Source organism: Novosphingobium sp. 11B, from assembly GCF_054589055.1.
This window is the reverse complement of sequence record NZ_BAAILP010000095.1, coordinates 4437-19230: the sequence shown is the minus strand read 5'-3', so window position 1 is coordinate 19230 and position 14794 is coordinate 4437. Positions and strand designations below refer to the sequence as shown.

13 protein-coding genes are annotated in these 14794 nt (G+C 66.5%); 7 read left to right on the top strand and 6 right to left on the bottom strand.

Features of this window, described 5'->3' with window-relative positions:
• The first annotated feature begins 71 nt into the window (after positions 1–71).
• Positions 72–1274 (top strand): MFS transporter, encoded by a 1203-nt coding sequence (locus ACYPYD_RS08595; protein WP_459662817.1) that lies wholly within the window; start codon positions 72–74, stop codon positions 1272–1274.
• Between the two features lie 3 nt (positions 1275–1277).
• Here ACYPYD_RS08595 and ACYPYD_RS08590 read toward each other — a convergent pair whose 3' ends face one another.
• Together ACYPYD_RS08590 and putA are read right to left on the bottom strand one after the other, a co-directional pair.
• Complete coding sequence (locus ACYPYD_RS08590) at positions 1278–1814, bottom strand: dihydrofolate reductase family protein (RefSeq protein WP_036522510.1); 537 nt, start codon at positions 1812–1814, stop codon at positions 1278–1280.
• 177 nt (positions 1815–1991) lie between these two features.
• Complete coding sequence (gene putA, locus ACYPYD_RS08585; protein ID WP_459662816.1) at positions 1992–5603, bottom strand: trifunctional transcriptional regulator/proline dehydrogenase/L-glutamate gamma-semialdehyde dehydrogenase; 3612 nt, start codon at positions 5601–5603, stop codon at positions 1992–1994.
• A gap of 99 nt (positions 5604–5702) precedes the next feature.
• Here putA and ACYPYD_RS08580 point away from each other — a divergent pair, with 99 nt between their 5' ends.
• Together ACYPYD_RS08580 and ACYPYD_RS08575 are read left to right on the top strand one after the other, a co-directional pair.
• Positions 5703–6173, top strand: a complete 471-nt coding sequence (locus ACYPYD_RS08580) for an Lrp/AsnC family transcriptional regulator (RefSeq protein WP_008829557.1) — start codon at positions 5703–5705, stop codon at positions 6171–6173.
• 120 nt (positions 6174–6293) lie between these two features.
• The gene (locus tag ACYPYD_RS08575) at positions 6294–7103 is read left to right on the top strand and encodes an SDR family NAD(P)-dependent oxidoreductase (protein WP_459662815.1); all 810 of its coding nucleotides are present in this window, start codon (positions 6294–6296) and stop codon (positions 7101–7103) included.
• Between the two features lie 177 nt (positions 7104–7280).
• Here ACYPYD_RS08575 and ACYPYD_RS08570 read toward each other — a convergent pair whose 3' ends face one another.
• From ACYPYD_RS08570 to fdhD, 4 genes are all read right to left on the bottom strand, one after another.
• Positions 7281–7634, bottom strand: a complete 354-nt coding sequence (locus ACYPYD_RS08570; protein WP_008832218.1) for an EthD domain-containing protein — start codon at positions 7632–7634, stop codon at positions 7281–7283.
• A 48-nt stretch (positions 7635–7682) separates the two neighbouring features.
• A complete protein-coding gene (locus tag ACYPYD_RS08565) occupies positions 7683–8393 on the bottom strand; it encodes a hypothetical protein (RefSeq protein ID WP_008832219.1) in 711 nt (236 codons plus the stop codon).
• A gap of 6 nt (positions 8394–8399) precedes the next feature.
• Positions 8400–9608: a toxic anion resistance protein gene (locus ACYPYD_RS08560; protein WP_459662814.1), complete on the bottom strand. Its 1209-nt coding sequence runs from the start codon at positions 9606–9608 to the stop codon at positions 8400–8402.
• Between the two features lie 75 nt (positions 9609–9683).
• Positions 9684–10505, bottom strand: a complete 822-nt coding sequence (fdhD, locus tag ACYPYD_RS08555; RefSeq protein ID WP_459662813.1) for a formate dehydrogenase accessory sulfurtransferase FdhD — start codon at positions 10503–10505, stop codon at positions 9684–9686.
• A gap of 466 nt (positions 10506–10971) precedes the next feature.
• Between fdhD and accD the strand changes: the two genes are divergently transcribed.
• From accD to ACYPYD_RS08535, 4 genes are all read left to right on the top strand, one after another.
• Positions 10972–11820, top strand: coding sequence for an acetyl-CoA carboxylase, carboxyltransferase subunit beta (gene accD, locus ACYPYD_RS08550; RefSeq protein WP_008832222.1), 849 nt, complete (start codon positions 10972–10974; stop codon positions 11818–11820).
• The gene (gene accB, locus ACYPYD_RS08545; RefSeq protein WP_459662812.1) at positions 11817–12290 is read left to right on the top strand and encodes an acetyl-CoA carboxylase biotin carboxyl carrier protein; all 474 of its coding nucleotides are present in this window, start codon (positions 11817–11819) and stop codon (positions 12288–12290) included. The genes accD and accB overlap by 4 nt, the downstream gene beginning before the upstream one ends.
• A gap of 13 nt (positions 12291–12303) precedes the next feature.
• Entirely contained in the window at positions 12304–13656 is a 1353-nt protein-coding gene (gene accC, locus ACYPYD_RS08540; RefSeq protein WP_036522501.1) for an acetyl-CoA carboxylase biotin carboxylase subunit, read from the top strand.
• A gap of 148 nt (positions 13657–13804) precedes the next feature.
• Complete coding sequence (locus ACYPYD_RS08535) at positions 13805–14752, top strand: acetyl-CoA carboxylase carboxyltransferase subunit alpha (RefSeq protein WP_211149935.1); 948 nt, start codon at positions 13805–13807, stop codon at positions 14750–14752.
• The last annotated feature ends 42 nt before the right edge of the window (positions 14753–14794 follow it).

The window sequence follows — 14794 nt, the reverse complement described above, 5'->3', positions numbered from 1 at the left end:
GCGATGTTGCGGAATTTGCACCGCCAGGTAGCTAGCCTGACCGCGCCTTTGTTTCTATGTTGCAACGCAACATGACTCAGCCCCCTTCCGCCTCCACCCGCGCGACCCACCCCGCGCTCGTCATCCTTGCGCTTGCGATGGGTGCATTCGCCATCGGCACCACCGAGTTCGCGGCGATGAGCCTCGTACCCTTTTTCGCCCGCGATCTCGGCCTGACCGAGCCACAGGCCGGTCACGCGATCAGTGCTTATGCGCTGGGCGTAGTCGTCGGCGCACCGGTCATCGCCGTGCTCGCCGCCAAGATCGAGCGCCGCCGCCTGCTGATCGGCCTGATGGCGCTGTTCGCCATCGGCAATGGCATCTCCGCCATGGCCAAGACGTATGACTTGCTGCTGCTGTGCCGTTTCGTCAGCGGCCTTCCGCATGGCGCGTACTTTGGCATTGCCGCCCTCGTCGCCGCGTCGATGGTGCCCGCGAACAAGCGCGCGCAATCGGTGGCCATGGTCATGTCCGGCCTGACGGTGGCGACCATCATCGGCGTGCCTGCAGCCAACTGGCTGGGGCAGGCGATCGGCTGGCGCAGCGGCTTCGCGGTCGTTTCCGGCCTCGCGATCCTGACGATGGCGCTCGTCGCACTCTACGCCCCGCACCAGCCCGCCGACGAGAGCGCGAGCCCCTTGCGCGAACTCGGCGCGCTTCGCCGTCCGCAAGTGCTGCTGACCCTGCTCACCGGCGCGATCGGCTTCGGCGGTCTGTTTTGCGTCTACACGTATGTTGCCTCGACCATGATCGAGGTCACGCACGTTTCGGAAAAGCTCGTCCCCGCCGTACTGGCGATCTTCGGCGTCGGCATGACGGTGGGCAACCTGTTCTGGGCCTGGGTCGCCGACCGGGCGCAGACCAAGGCTGCCATCTGCGCCCTGCTGTTCAGCGCTGTGTCGCTTGCACTGTTCTCGCTGATGGCGGGCAATATCTGGACCCTGTGCATCGTAGTGCTGCTGATCGGCTTCAGCGGCGGGCTCGGCACGATCCTGCAGACGCGCCTGATGGACGTGGCGGGCGATGCGCAGGCGCTAGCGGCCGCCGCGCACCACAGCGCTTTCAATACGGCTAACGCCATTGGCCCGTGGCTGGGCGGCATGGCCATCTCGGCCGGTCTTGGGCTGACCTCGACCGGCTGGATCGGCGCCTGTCTGGCGCTGGGCGGTCTTGCGGTATTCCTGGTCACCATCTCGCTGCACAAGCGCGAGACGCTGCAGCCCTGCCCCGCTTAAAGGTCAGGCCTCCAGCTTGCGCTCGAGATGCATGTGGACGGCATCCGCCGTGGTATCGAGTTCGGACACGAAGTAGTTTTCGACCGGGATGTCGTCCTCGAACAGCGCGGCGCCGTTACCCAGCGTGCGCGACATCATCCGCAGCCAGATTTCATCTGCATGGCCGGAACGTAGAGCGGCATTGACCGCACCGGCCTCTCCAACGACAAGAACCGCGCTGTCCCCGGCTGCATCCTGCGCGGCGACGAAAGCCTCGGCATAAGTGGGGACGAAGTGGAACTCCCCGAGCAGCGGAATTGCCAGAGGCGCATCGGTCACGACGAAGACTGGGGTTTTTCCTGAATAGGCATCCGCGATCCATCCGGTATCCTCGGACAGTTCGAAGGACCGGCGGCTCATGACCACCGCGCCGCAGACTTTGTCCAGTTTGCCGGACAAGCCAGAACCATGCAGTTCGGAGGTGCAAAACACGCTCCGTCCGCGAGCATCAGCCCAGAAGCCATCAAGGCTCGAGGCGGCATCGACGATCAGTCTGCCCATATGTCCTACTCCCGCCTGCATTGTAATCCAACGCGGTGTGGTCGCACGAGACTAATCTCAGTCTTTGGTACAGGTTTCGCGGATTCCGGCGGATTGTTGCCCGTTTACGACAGCACGAGCCCCACCGCCGAAATGCGGCGGGGCATTACGTGTTTTCACAATAGTTTGCCGACCGAATCAGCCAATCATCATGAGGCTGGCGTTGCCTCCGGCAGCCGTGGTGTTGATGGAAGTGGATACTTCCTCCAGCAGCCACGCCCCGTTTGGTCCAGTGTCATGCCCGGTCCAGACGTGGACCGGCACGATCGGCCCCGGCAGTTTCGCCGCCGAGTCGCACGCCCCGCGCACCGCCTGAACGTCCCCTTCGACGAGGCACGCAGCGAAGAACTCGCCCGGATTGGCATGGAAGCGCGCGGCGATCTTCGCGGGCAGACCTTCAGGCAAGTCCATGCCTTCCACCGTCGCAGTGTTGCCTGTCGCCAGAACCGCCGCCATCTGGCCCAGCAGACCTTCACGGGTGGCCGGTCGCAGGAGAATGCGGCCGCGCGGGTGGAGGGCATAGAGGTTGCGCTCGCCGACCGGGCCGGGAAGCACGGCCTCGAAGCCCAGCGCCGAAGAGCGGCCGAGGTCACGCGCGCGACCGGCGGCAGAGGGCTCGCCATGCTTGTCCAGCCAGTCTGCAAAGACCGTCAGCAACATGGGCGCTTCTTCGGGTGGCGTCAGGACCTGCGGAGCCTGCTGGGTGAGCCTGCCCAGGTAGAGCGGCCCGCCCGCCTTCGGCCCGGTGCCGGAGAGACCGCACCCGCCGAAGGGCTGCACGCCGACGATGGCGCCGATGGTGTTGCGGTTGACGTAGAGGTTGCCCGCGCGGATCGCGCCGGTCACGCGCGCCACCGTCTCGTCGAGGCGAGTATGGAGGCCGAAGGTCAGGCCGTAGCCGGTCGCGTTGATGCTTTCGAGCAGCTTGCCGAGGTCGTCGCGACGGAAGCGCACGACGTGCAGGACCGGGCCGAAAACCTCGCGCTCAAGCTGGTCGATCCCGGTGATCTCGATGATCGTGGGGGCCACGAAAGTGCCGTTTTCCGCGCCCTTACCCAATGCAACCTGTTCGACGCGGCAGCCCTTGGCGCGCATCTTTTCCACGTGATGTTCGATGTTGGCCTGGGCCTCGGCGGTGATGACCGGGCCGATGTCGATGGCGAGGCGGTCCGGGTTGCCCACCTTCAGTTCGGCCAGCGCGCCCCGCAGCATCGTCAGTGTCCGGTCGGCAACGTCTTCCTGCAGACACAGCACCCGCAGTGCGGAGCAGCGCTGGCCCGCGCTGTCGAAGGCCGAGGCGATGACGTCGGCCACCACCTGCTCGGCCAGCGCGGAGCTGTCGACGATCATCGCGTTCTGGCCGCCGGTCTCGGCAATCAGCGGAATTGGGCGGTTTTCCGGCGAAAGTCGGCTCGCCAACTGGCGCTGGATCAGGCGCGCGACTTCGGTGGAGCCGGTGAACATCACCGCCACCGTCCCGGGTGCGGCGACCAGCGCGGCGCCGAGATCTCCGCCGCCCGGCATGAACTGCAGCGCGTCGGCGGGGACGCCCGCTTCGTGGAGGATGCGTACGGATTCCGCGGCGATCAGCGGGGTTTCCTCGGCCGGCTTGGCGAGGACCGGGTTGCCCGCGACCAGCGCCGCCGCGATCTGGCCGGTGAAAATGGCCAGCGGAAAGTTCCACGGCGAGATGCACACGGCGGCACCCAAAGGTGCCTTAACGGCACCTAAGGTATCCCTGGCCGCTTTGGCGTAGTACCGCAGGAAGTCGATCGCCTCGCGCACTTCGGCAATCGCATTGGGTGCGGATTTTCCCGCCTCGCGCATGGCCAGCCCCATGAGCACGGGCATGCGATCCTGCATCGCATCTGCCGCGCGTTCGAGCATGGCGGCGCGCTGATCGACCGGGACCATGCTCCAGTTCGAGGCGGCAGCGCGGGCGACCGCAGCGGCCGCCTCGCTGGCTGCGAGTTCGATCACGGTGCCGACCACGTCGCGATGGTCGGCCGGGTTGCGGACCGGACGGCCCTCTCCCTTCGCGCCTTCCGGTGCTGCGGTCCATTGCGCCGTTGCCGAAGCTGCCAGCGCCGTCGCCAGAGCTTCGAGGGCGATCTCATCGGTCAGGTCGATGCCGTCGGAGTTGCGGCGGTCCGGATAGAGGCCGCAAGGCGCGGCAATCAGATCATGGCGCGCACCGGGGCGAGACATGGCGCGCACCACTTCCACCGGATCCGCGACCATCGATTCCACCGGCACCGCAGGATCGGCGATGCGGTTGACGAACGAGGAGTTCGCGCCGTTCTCCAGCAGGCGCCGCACAAGGTAGGCGAGCAGCGTCTCATGCGTGCCGACCGGCGCGTAGATGCGACAGGGGCGGTCCAGCTTGTCGGCCCCGACGACCTGCGAATAGAGCGGCTCGCCCATGCCGTGGAGGCACTGGAATTCGTACTGGCCGACAGCGAAGTCCGGGCCTGCGAGCCGATAGATCGTCGCCAGCGACTGCGCGTTGTGCGTTGCAAACTGCGGGAACACCGCGTCGGGCGCGGCGAGCAGCTTGCGGGCACAGGCGACGTAGGACACGTCGGTATGGACCTTGCGGGTATAGACCGGGAAGTCGGCAAGGCCGTCCACTTGCGCGCGCTTAATCTCGGCGTCCCAGTAGGCGCCCTTGACCAGCCGCACCATGATCCGGCGACCGGCGCGGCGGGCAAGATCGACGATCCAGTCGATCACGAAGGGGCAGCGCTTGCCATAAGCCTGGATCACGAAGCCGAGGCCGTCCCAGCCCGCCAGTTCCGGATCGAGCGCAAGGCTTTCCAGCAGGTCGAGCGAGAGTTCGAGGCGGTCGGCTTCCTCGGCATCGATGTTGAAGCCGATGTCGTAGCTCTTGGCCATCAGCGCCAGCGCCTTCACGTCGGGCAGCAGTTCGCCCATCACGCGTGCCGCCTGCGCGCGGGCATAGCGCGGATGCAGCGCCGAGAGCTTGATCGAGATGCCGGGGCCCTCGTAGATGCCCTTGCCCGCAGACGCCTTGCCGATGGCGTGGATCGCGTTCTCGTAGTCGGCATAGTAGCGACGTGCATCGGCGGCGGTCGTGGCCGCCTCGCCCAGCATGTCGTAGCTGTAGCGGAAGCCCTTCGCTTCCAGTTCCTTCGCGCGCTTGACCGCTTCGTCGATCGTTTCGCCGGTGACGAACTGCTCGCCCATCATGCGCATGGCAAGGTCCACGCCGCGCCGGATCACCGGCTCGCCCGCGCGCGCGACGAGGCGGGTCAGCGCCGCGCCGAGGCCCTTGTCGTCCACCGAGCCGACCAGCTTGCCGGTCACCACCAGTCCCCATGTGGCCGCGTTGACGAACAGCGACTTGCCGCCGCCGAGGTGCCCGCTCCAGTCGCCGTCGGCGATCTTGTCGCGGATCAGAGCGTCGCGGGTGGCGTGGTCGGGAATGCGCAGCAGCGCTTCGGCAAGGCACATCAGCGCCACGCCCTCCTGGCTGGAGAGCGCATATTCCTGCACCAGTCCCTCGACCCCGGTGCCCTTGTGATTGGCCCGCAGCGTGGTGACGAGCGCGGTGGCCGTCTCGCGCACCTTGGCCTTCAGGTCCGCATCCAGCGTCGCGGCGCCCAGCAGCGGGGCAAGGCACTCGGCCTCATCCCGACGGCGCGCATCGGCGATGGCGCGGCGCAGCGGGGTCATCGGGCGGACAGCAGGAGCGAACTGGCCAAAAGGCGAGAGGGCGGGCGTGGTCATGCAAGCGATGCTAACCGATTCGCGCTTGTCGTTCTGCCTTTTCAACGGCACGGAAATATCCGGTTCGACTTTTTTGAATCCACATCGAAGGCATATCGCATGGCAAAGAGCGCTCAACCGGTCGAACTGGACGAACTGGACCGCAAGATCATCGCGGTCCTGCGCTCCGATGGCCGGATCACCGTGACCGACCTTGCCAAGGCGGTCGGCATGTCGAAAACTCCGTGCCAGGTACGCTTGCGGCGGCTGACGGAAAGCGGCGTGATCCGGGGGTTTCGCGCGGTGGTCGATCCCGCCAGCCTCGGGCTTGATCACGTCGCCTTCGCCGAAGTGAAGCTGTCCGACACCCGCGAAAGCGCGCTGACCGAGTTCAACCGCGCCGTGCGCCGCATTCCCGAAGTGGAGGAATGCCACATGATCGCCAGCAGCTTCGACTACCTGCTCAAGGTGCGCACGGCCGACATCCGCCGCTACCGGGTGGTGCTGGGGGAAAAGATCTCCAGCCTGCCGCACGTCGCCAGCACGTCCACGTTCGTGGCGATGGAGACGGTGAAGGATGCCAGCAGCTGATCGTTATGGCGGTGTGAACGCCGGATGGAACGCCTTGGCGATGACCTGCAACGCCGCCCTGTCGCGCGCCCGGCCGCCGGGCTAGCACCTTGCGCAAACAGACCCCGCCGAGGAGAGAGCATGACCACCGGAACCGTCGTCATCACCGGAGCCGCAGGCGGCATGGGCCGTCCCGCGGCGCAGCGCTTCGCCGCGCAGGGCCGCCCGCTCCTGCTGTGCGACCTCGACCCTGTGAGGCTGGAGGCGCTGGCCGAGGAACTGCGCCCCGCCGCCGGGAAAGTGGACATTCTCGCCGCCGACATCGCCGCCGGGGACTTTCCCGCGCGGATCGTCGCCGCGCTGGGCGGCGCCCCGATCTCGGCGCTGGTCCACACCGCCGGGCTCTCGCCGACGATGAGCGACGGGCCGCGCATCTTCGCGGTCAACTACGACGCCACCGAGCGACTGGTTGCGGGGCTGCTGCCGCACTTCGAGGCGGGGGGCTGCGCGGTGCTGATCTCCTCGGTCTCCGCCTACATGCTGGGCGATCCGGCGCTGCTGGACGCGATCCGCGCGTTCGTGACCACCGGCGAGGGCAGCGGCATCGCCGGTTACATGGACCATCCGGGCATGGCCTATGCGATCTCCAAGCGCGCGGTGATCGGCATCGTCGAGCGCGACGCCCCCGCCTTCGGCGCGAAGGGCCTGCGCATCGCCTCGATCGCACCCGGCTTCATCGCGACCCCCATGGGCAATGCCGAGGCGGAGGCGAACGAACAGCTCCGCGCCATGATCGGCATGGTCCCGCAGCAGCGCATGGGTCAGGGCGACGAAATCGCCTCTGTCGCGGAATTCCTGTGCTCGCCCGCCGCGTCCTACGTCAGCGGCGTGGACATTCGCGTGGATGGGGGGATCATCGGCCTGCTCAATACCAGGGGCAACGCGCAGTGACGGGAGGCTCGGAGCGACATTGCCATGACCGTCGCGTACCTCAAGGACCGACGGGACGTGGAAACCGAAGGAGGAAGGGTTGCGGTGGTAGAGCCCACCCCCAGCCCCTCCCGCGAGCGGGAGGGGAGTGAGACTTGGCAGCTTGCTGCCTAGTCGCAACGGGGTGGGCCTAGCCCTTCACCCGAAATCCGTCTCCCGCTCCACGACCGTGGCGATGCGGAAGGAGGCGCGGTCGAACAGGTTCTTCTCGTCCTCGACGATATCGTCCGGCATCAGGCTGGTGGTGATGTAGGCCAGCGTCGCGCGGTAGATGGCCTCATCCGCGAACCACAGTTCGGTGATCACGTCCGGGCCATCGATGAACGCGCCGGTTTCCGGATGCGGCTGCGGATCGACGTAACGGCGGATATAGCGTGTCACCCCGCGCGAATATTTCGCGGCCAGCGGCGCATGGCGCGTCTCGTAATAATCGCGGAATGCCTCGACCGAAATGTCCGGCCGACGCTTCATGAACAGCAGGATCTTGTGCATCCGGGTCCCATAGCACGGCCCTTTATCGGACGCGCGCCGCCCCCACGATCACTCCTTATCGAGGTACTTCACTTCGAGGAACCGTCCGCGCGTGGCCAGCGCGTCGACGTCATTGCGGGACAAATCCTCGCTCATCGCCTCGATCTGGTCGGCGATCACGCATAAGCCGTCGACCAGCTGCTCGGACGGAGAGGTGCCGCCAGAGCCGGTCTTCCCACGTAGCTGCGCGGGGATGCGGGTGTAGCTGTTGACCATCTCAGGCAAGTGCTCGGTCAGCAGCTTGCGAACCTCGCGCGCCGCCGGACCGCGTTCGTCGAGCATTGCCAGCTGCGGGGCCAGCTGTTCGAGGCGCACGCCGATCATGTCCACCGCATCGACGGCGGCGTTCGGCAGCGCCTTGCGCTTGCCTTCCAACCATAGCTCGGTGGAACCCGCCAGTTCCGGCAGGCTGGCGGCGTTCAAATCCTCGACATGGGTGCGCGGGGTGGCCGGGAAGATCGACAGCACCACGAAGACCGCCACTCCCAGCAGGAACGTCAGCAGCCCGGCGGTGAACGACACCCCGCCCAGCACCAGGGCCGCGACCAGCCCGGCGATGTAGATGCCCGCCATTGCCAGGAATGCCCGGCGCAACCGGCGCATGCGAAAGCGCCACTGCTCCTTGCGCGCGTTGTAGATGCGCGCGGCCCGCTGGCGCCGCGCGGCGCGCACGATGTCCTGCGATACGCGCTGCGAGGTCTTGGCTGGAAGCTGAGCCATCGTCGGTTAGTCCAGAGCCTCCAGCAAAGTCTTCGCGGCGCCGTCGTCGCCCGCCGCCAGACCTTCGGACTGTCCTTGCGCGCGGGCGATGTAGGCCTTCGACTTGCTGATCTCGCCCTCCAGCGAGGTCACCGTCTGCTTCATCGAATCGAGCGCCTTCAGCTTGAAGGTGTCGATCGAATCCATCGTGTCGTAGATGTTCTGGAAGGCGCGGCTCAGCGTCTCCAGGGGAATCGTCGAGTTCGCCGCCTGCTCGTGGATGCGCGCGGTGTTGTCCTTGAGCATCTGGCCGGTGCCGTCGATGATGTTCGCGGTCGTCGTGTTGAGCGCGGTGATCTGGTCGAGCACCAGCTTCTGGTTCGCCATCGCCTGCGCCACCGTCACCGCCGTGCGCAGCGCGCCGACCGTGGTGGTCGAAGCGCGGTCCACGCCCTTCACCAGTTCGACGTTGTTCTTCTTCACCAGATCCAGCGCCAGATAGCCCTGCACCGAGACGGCCATCTGCGTCATCAGGTCCTGCGTACGCTGGCGCACGTAGAACAGCGCCGATTCGCGCACCGCCTTCGCCTTGGCGGGGTCGGTGTGGTCGAGGTCGTTGGCCTTGTCCTCCAGCGCCTGGTCCAGCGTGCGCGCCATGTAGATCATCTGTTCGAGCTTGCCCATGGCGGCCCACAGGTTCTGGCGCTCGACGTCGATGGCGGCGTTATCCATCAGCAGTTCGTCCTTGCCGCCCTGCAGGCGAGCGAGGATGGCGCTGATATGACCCTGCGCGCTCTGGTAGCCGTCGAAGTAGTTCTTCAGCTTGTTGCCGAAGGGGATCACCCCGAAGATCTTGCGCGGCTCCAGCAGCTTGCCCTTGCGGCTGGGGTCGAGGTCCTCGACCGTGCGGCGCAGTTCGGCAAGATCGGCACCCACGCCCGCATCCTTGTCCATCGCCCGCACCGGGCGATCGAGGAAGCGGTTGGAATGGCTGGAGGCGTCGGAAATTTCCTTGCGCCCCATGTTGGTGATCTGGTCCACCTTGCGCCCGAAATCGGGCGAGGCGGCGTCCTGCGAGACGAGGTCGTCGACGAACTCGTCAACGCGCACCTGCAGCTTGGACTTCGCCTCGTCCCCGATGGCGACGAGACCCGCCGCACGCTCAGGCGCGACGGTCGGCACCGGATCGGGGGGAGTGAGCTTGAGTTCGCCAGCTGTTTCAGTGGCCGTAGCCATGTGTAGTCCTCGTGAAAAACCCGGTTGTCCGCGAACCTATGTGCGCTCAGGCCTGTCTGCAAGGATAACCGGGGTTCAGCCTTCGACGAACCGCTTACCGGGATCGACCATGAGCATGGAATCCTCGCGCGCCACCACCGCGAGCCGCAGCCCCGCCGCCTGCGCCCGGCGTACCGCGAGGTCGGTAGGCGCCGAGATCGTCACCAGCAGCGGACACCCGGCCCGCACGGTCTTCTCGACCAGTTCGTAGGAACAGCGCGAGGTCATGACGATGAATCCGTGCGCCGGATCGATCGCGGCACGGGCGAGCGCGCCCACCAGTTTGTCCAGCGCATTGTGCCGCCCGACATCCTCGCGCAGCGCCAGCACTTCGCCCGCCTCGCTGCAAAACGCGGCGGCGTGCGTGGCGCGGGTCCGCTTGCCCAGCACCTGACCCTCGCGCATGGCGTCGAGACCGCGCCGGATCGCCTGCGGGCTCGCTTCGGAAGTCCGGGCCAGCGGCGGCAGCGGGCGCAGTGCGGCTTCCACCCCCTCGATCCCGCATATACCGCAGGAACTGTCGCCCACCCGCCGCCGCGCGCGTTCGAGGATGGGCCCAAGCCGCTCGGGCGGCAGGTTCACCCGCGCGACATAACCGCTGCCCCATTCGGCATCGTCGGTCGCATGAACGGCGACTTCCCCGACCTCGCCAGCCAGCGCCAGCCCCTCGGCCATCAGGAAGCCGGTGACGAAATCCTCCAGCGCCAGCGGGGTCGCCATCATCACCGCATAGGCAATACCGTTGGTTTCGATCGCCACGGGCGCCTCGACGGGAATGGATAAGTCGAAGGCGTCACCCGGCGCGTTGCCATAAGTGCTGCGGCGCACGGCGCTGGAGGTGGAGCCAGGAGTGTGCATGAGGAGGCATTCCCTTCGTCATCCCGGACTTGATCCGGGACCGCTGGCCGTGAACGACCCACGTGGCGGCGAGGCGCATCACACAATGTCGCTTCTAAAGACCGCCGCCGGTCCCGGATCAAGTCCGGGACGACGAAAACCCGCCCTTTCCCCTTAGGGAAAGCGTATGAATACGATTGCATAGAATGCGTGCAGTCAGCGCCGATTACTCCCGGTTTTCGTATCCAATCGAGCCCATCATATCGCCGCTCCGTTACGCCCCGGCGATGCCTGCGCCACGCAGTTGCCCACAGGCTGGGGCGAATTGGCTTGCGACCATCACGCGGATTCCTCTAATGGGCGCGCCTCGTACGGCTCCGGCGCGTTTCCCGGGTCGCCGCCGTACGCGCACGAGACGCGCCGAAACACAGGGGGGAAGAAGGCCAGTCTCGAAGGCCCTTTTTCCGCAGGATTGGTACGAAATCGAATGAGTTGGCTCGACAAAGTCCGAAATTCCATATCGAGCCTCGCCAAGCGCGATACGCCCGACGAACTCTGGATGAAGTGCGCCAGCTGCGGCGAAATGCTCTTCATCAAGGAATTTGAGGCCAATCTTTCGGTCTGCCCGAAGTGCGAGCACCATGGCCGCATCGGCGCCAAGGCCCGCTTCGACCTGCTGCTGGACACCGGCTATACCGTCCTGCCGACCCCCAAGGTTCCCGAGAACCCTCTGAATTTCCGCGATACCAAGAAGTATCCCGACCGCCTCAAGGCCGCCCGCGCCGCCAACCCCTACCCCGATGCGCTGACCAACGCCTTCGGTGCCGTCAACGGCGCCAAGGCCGTGCTGGGCGTGCAGGACTTCAAATTCATGGGCGGCTCGATGGGCATGGCCGTGGGCGAAGCCTTCGTCGCCGGTGCCGAGAAGGCGATCGCCGAGAACTGCGCCTACGTCATCGTCACCGCTGCGGGCGGCGCGCGCATGCAGGAGGGCATCCTGTCCCTCATGCAGATGCCCAAGACCACCGTGGCCACCCGCCGCCTTGCCGCAGCGGGCCTGCCCTATATCGTCGTCCTGACCGATCCCACCACCGGCGGCGTCACCGCCAGCTACGCCATGCTCGGCGATGTGCAGATCGCCGAACCCGGCGCGCTCATCGGCTTTGCCGGCCAGCGCGTGATCCAGGACACGATCCGAGAAAAACTCCCCGACGGCTTCCAGCGCGCCGAGTACCTCCATGCCCACGGCATGGTCGACATGGTGGTCCACCGCAAGGACCTGAAAGACACACTGGCAACGCTGCTCGGTTATCTTGCACGAAAGGAAGTCGCGTGAATATCGATAGCGCCCTGGTACGCGAGCTCGCAGAGCTGCTGGCCGACACCGGCCTGACCGAGATCGAGGTCGAGGACGGCGATCGCAAGATCCGCGTCTCGCGCCAGATGGTCCAGCAGATGGCCGCCGCTCTCCCGCATATGGGCCAGCCGATGGGCTATGCTCCGGCGCCTGCCGCTGCCGCCGCGCCGGTTGCCGCCGCCGCAGAGGCCGCGCCCGTCGCTGCCGCCGCGCCGGTCGATGCCGTGAAGTCGCCGATGGTCGGCACCGTCTACCTTGCCGCAGAGCCGGGCGCGCCCGACTTCATCTCGGTCGGCAAGACCGTGAAGCAGGGCGACGTGCTCCTCATCGTCGAGGCCATGAAGGTCATGAACCAGATCGTCGCGCCCAAGGCGGGCACCGTCACTGCGATCCTCGTCGACAACCAGCAGCCGGTCGAATACGACCAGCCGCTCGTCGTGATCGGCTGAGAGCGGGACTGACATGGCCATCAAGCGCCTCCTGATTGCCAACCGCGGCGAAATCGCGCTGCGCATCCACCGTGCCGCGCACGAGATGGGCATCGAGACCGTCGCGGTGCACTCCACCGCCGACGCCGACGCGATGCACGTGCGCCTGGCAGACCACGCGGTCTGCATCGGTCCGCCCGCCGCCAAGGACAGCTACCTCAACGTCGCCGCCATCATCTCGGCCGCCGAGATCACGCAGGCCGACGCGGTGCATCCCGGCTACGGCTTCCTCTCCGAGAACGCCCGCTTCGCCGAAATCGTCGAGGCGCACGGCCTGAAGTGGGTCGGCCCCAAGCCCGAGCACATCCGCACCATGGGCGACAAGGTCGAGGCCAAGCGCACCGCCGGTGCCCTCGGCCTGCCGCTGGTCCCCGGTTCGGACGGCGCGATCGAGGACTTCGACGAGGCGCGCGCGCTGGCCGAGACGATCGGCTACCCGGTCATCATCAAGGCCGCTTCGGGCGGCGGTGGTCGCGGCATGAAGGTCGTGAACTCGGCCGACGAGCTTGAGAGCCAGATGGGCCAGGCCCGTTCGGAGGCCAAGGCGGCCTTCGGCGACGCCACGGTCTACATGGAAAAGTACCTCGGCAACCCCCGCCATATCGAATTCCAGGTGTTCGGCGACGGCAACGGCGAAGCGGTGCACCTCGGCGAGCGCGACTGCTCGCTGCAGCGCCGCCACCAGAAGGTGCTGGAAGAAGCGCCCTCGCCCGTCATCACGCCGGAAGAGCGCGACCGCATGGGCGGCATCGTCTCGAAGGCGATGGCCGACATGGCCTATCGCGGCGCGGGCACGATCGAGTTCCTCTGGGAAAACGGTGAGTTCTACTTCATCGAGATGAACACCCGCCTGCAGGTGGAGCATCCGGTGACCGAGGCCATCACCGGCGTCGATCTGGTGCGCGAACAGATCCGCATCGCCGACGGCCAGCCGCTGTCGTTCAAGCAGGACGAGATCGAGTTCAAGGGCCACGCCATCGAATGCCGCATCAACGCGGAAGACCCGTGGAACTTCACCCCCTCGCCGGGTCAGGTCACGGGCTACCACGCGGCAGGCGGCATGAACGTGCGCGTCGATTCCGGGCTTTATGCCGGGTATCGCATCCCGCCGTATTACGATTCGATGATCGGCAAGCTGATCGTCTCGGGCCGCAGCCGCAACGGCGCGATCATGCGCCTGAAGCGCGCGCTGGGCGAGATGGTGATCGACGGTGTGAAGACCTCGATCCCCTTGCATCAGGCCCTGCTTGAGGACCCCGAGTTCAACTCGGGCGACTACACGATCAAGTGGCTGGAAGACTGGCTGGCGAAGCGCGCCGCCGACTGAACCCTTCGCTCGTCATTGCGAGCGAAGCGAAGCAATCCAGGGCAGCTTAGGCGGCTCTGGATTGCCGCGGGGCTATCGCCCCTCGCAATGACGAATGTAGGGTAATGGCCGGCTTCAAGACCAAGCCGAGCGTATTTGAGAGACTGACATGATTTCGTTCCTCGATTTTGAAAAGCCGATCGCCGAGCTGGAAGCGCGCATCGCCGAACTGCGCGCCACCGCCGACGGCAGCGACCTCGACATCGAGAGCGAGATCGACAAGCTCGCCAAGAAAAGCTCCGGCATGCTGGAGGCGACCTACGCCAAGCTAACCCCCTGGCAGAAGACGCAGGTGGCGCGCCACCCGCAGCGCCCGCACTTCGTCGATTACCTGCGCCTGATCTTCACCGATTTCGTCGCGCTGGGCGGTGACCGCCTCTACGGTGAGGACGCAGCGATCATCGGCGGCCTCGCCACGCTGGACGGCCGCAAGGTCATGGTCATCGGCCACGAAAAGGGCCACGACACGACCACCCGCATCAAGCACAATTTCGGCATGGCCAAGCCCGAAGGCTACCGCAAGGCGATCCGCCTGATGGAGATGGCCAGCAAGTTCGGCCTGCCGGTCGTCACGCTGGTCGATACCGCAGGTGCCTTCCCCGGCGTCGAGGCCGAAGAACGCGGCCAGGCCGAAGCCATCGCCCGCTCGACCGAAGCCTGTCTTGCCCTCGGCGTGCCGATGGTGGCGGTGATCGTGGGCGAAGGCGGCTCGGGCGGCGCGGTGGCGATCGCCGCCGCCAACACCGTGCTGATGCTGGAGCACTCGGTCTACTCGGTGATCTCGCCCGAGGGCGCATCCTCGATCCTGTGGCGCACGCCCGACAAGGCCGCCGACGCGGCCACCGCGATGAAGGTGACGGCGCAGGACCTGCTGGGTCTCAAAGTCATCGACGGCATCGTCCCCGAACCCACCGGCGGCGCGCACCGCGACCCTGCCGCCACCGCGCGCGCTCTGGCCGATGCCGTGGGCCGCGAACTCGATGCGCTGAGCCGCCGTTCGAGCGCTGAACTGGTCCGCCAGCGCGAAGACCGCTTCCTGGCGATCGGTTCGCTCTGATCATCCGTCGTCCCGGACTTGATCCGGGACCGCTGGCCGTGA

Coding starts and splice junctions, on each gene's coding strand:
- ACYPYD_RS08595 (WP_459662817.1), top strand. CDS start 72: ATGACTCAGCCCCCTTCCGCCTCCACCCGCGCGACCCACCCCGCGCTC.
- ACYPYD_RS08590 (WP_036522510.1), bottom strand. CDS start 1,814: ATGGGCAGACTGATCGTCGATGCCGCCTCGAGCCTTGATGGCTTCTGG.
- putA (WP_459662816.1), bottom strand. CDS start 5,603: ATGACCACGCCCGCCCTCTCGCCTTTTGGCCAGTTCGCTCCTGCTGTC.
- ACYPYD_RS08580 (WP_008829557.1), top strand. CDS start 5,703: ATGGCAAAGAGCGCTCAACCGGTCGAACTGGACGAACTGGACCGCAAG.
- ACYPYD_RS08575 (WP_459662815.1), top strand. CDS start 6,294: ATGACCACCGGAACCGTCGTCATCACCGGAGCCGCAGGCGGCATGGGC.
- ACYPYD_RS08570 (WP_008832218.1), bottom strand. CDS start 7,634: ATGCACAAGATCCTGCTGTTCATGAAGCGTCGGCCGGACATTTCGGTC.
- ACYPYD_RS08565 (WP_008832219.1), bottom strand. CDS start 8,393: ATGGCTCAGCTTCCAGCCAAGACCTCGCAGCGCGTATCGCAGGACATC.
- ACYPYD_RS08560 (WP_459662814.1), bottom strand. CDS start 9,608: ATGGCTACGGCCACTGAAACAGCTGGCGAACTCAAGCTCACTCCCCCC.
- fdhD (WP_459662813.1), bottom strand. CDS start 10,505: ATGCACACTCCTGGCTCCACCTCCAGCGCCGTGCGCCGCAGCACTTAT.
- accD (WP_008832222.1), top strand. CDS start 10,972: ATGAGTTGGCTCGACAAAGTCCGAAATTCCATATCGAGCCTCGCCAAG.
- accC (WP_036522501.1), top strand. CDS start 12,304: ATGGCCATCAAGCGCCTCCTGATTGCCAACCGCGGCGAAATCGCGCTG.
- ACYPYD_RS08535 (WP_211149935.1), top strand. CDS start 13,805: ATGATTTCGTTCCTCGATTTTGAAAAGCCGATCGCCGAGCTGGAAGCG.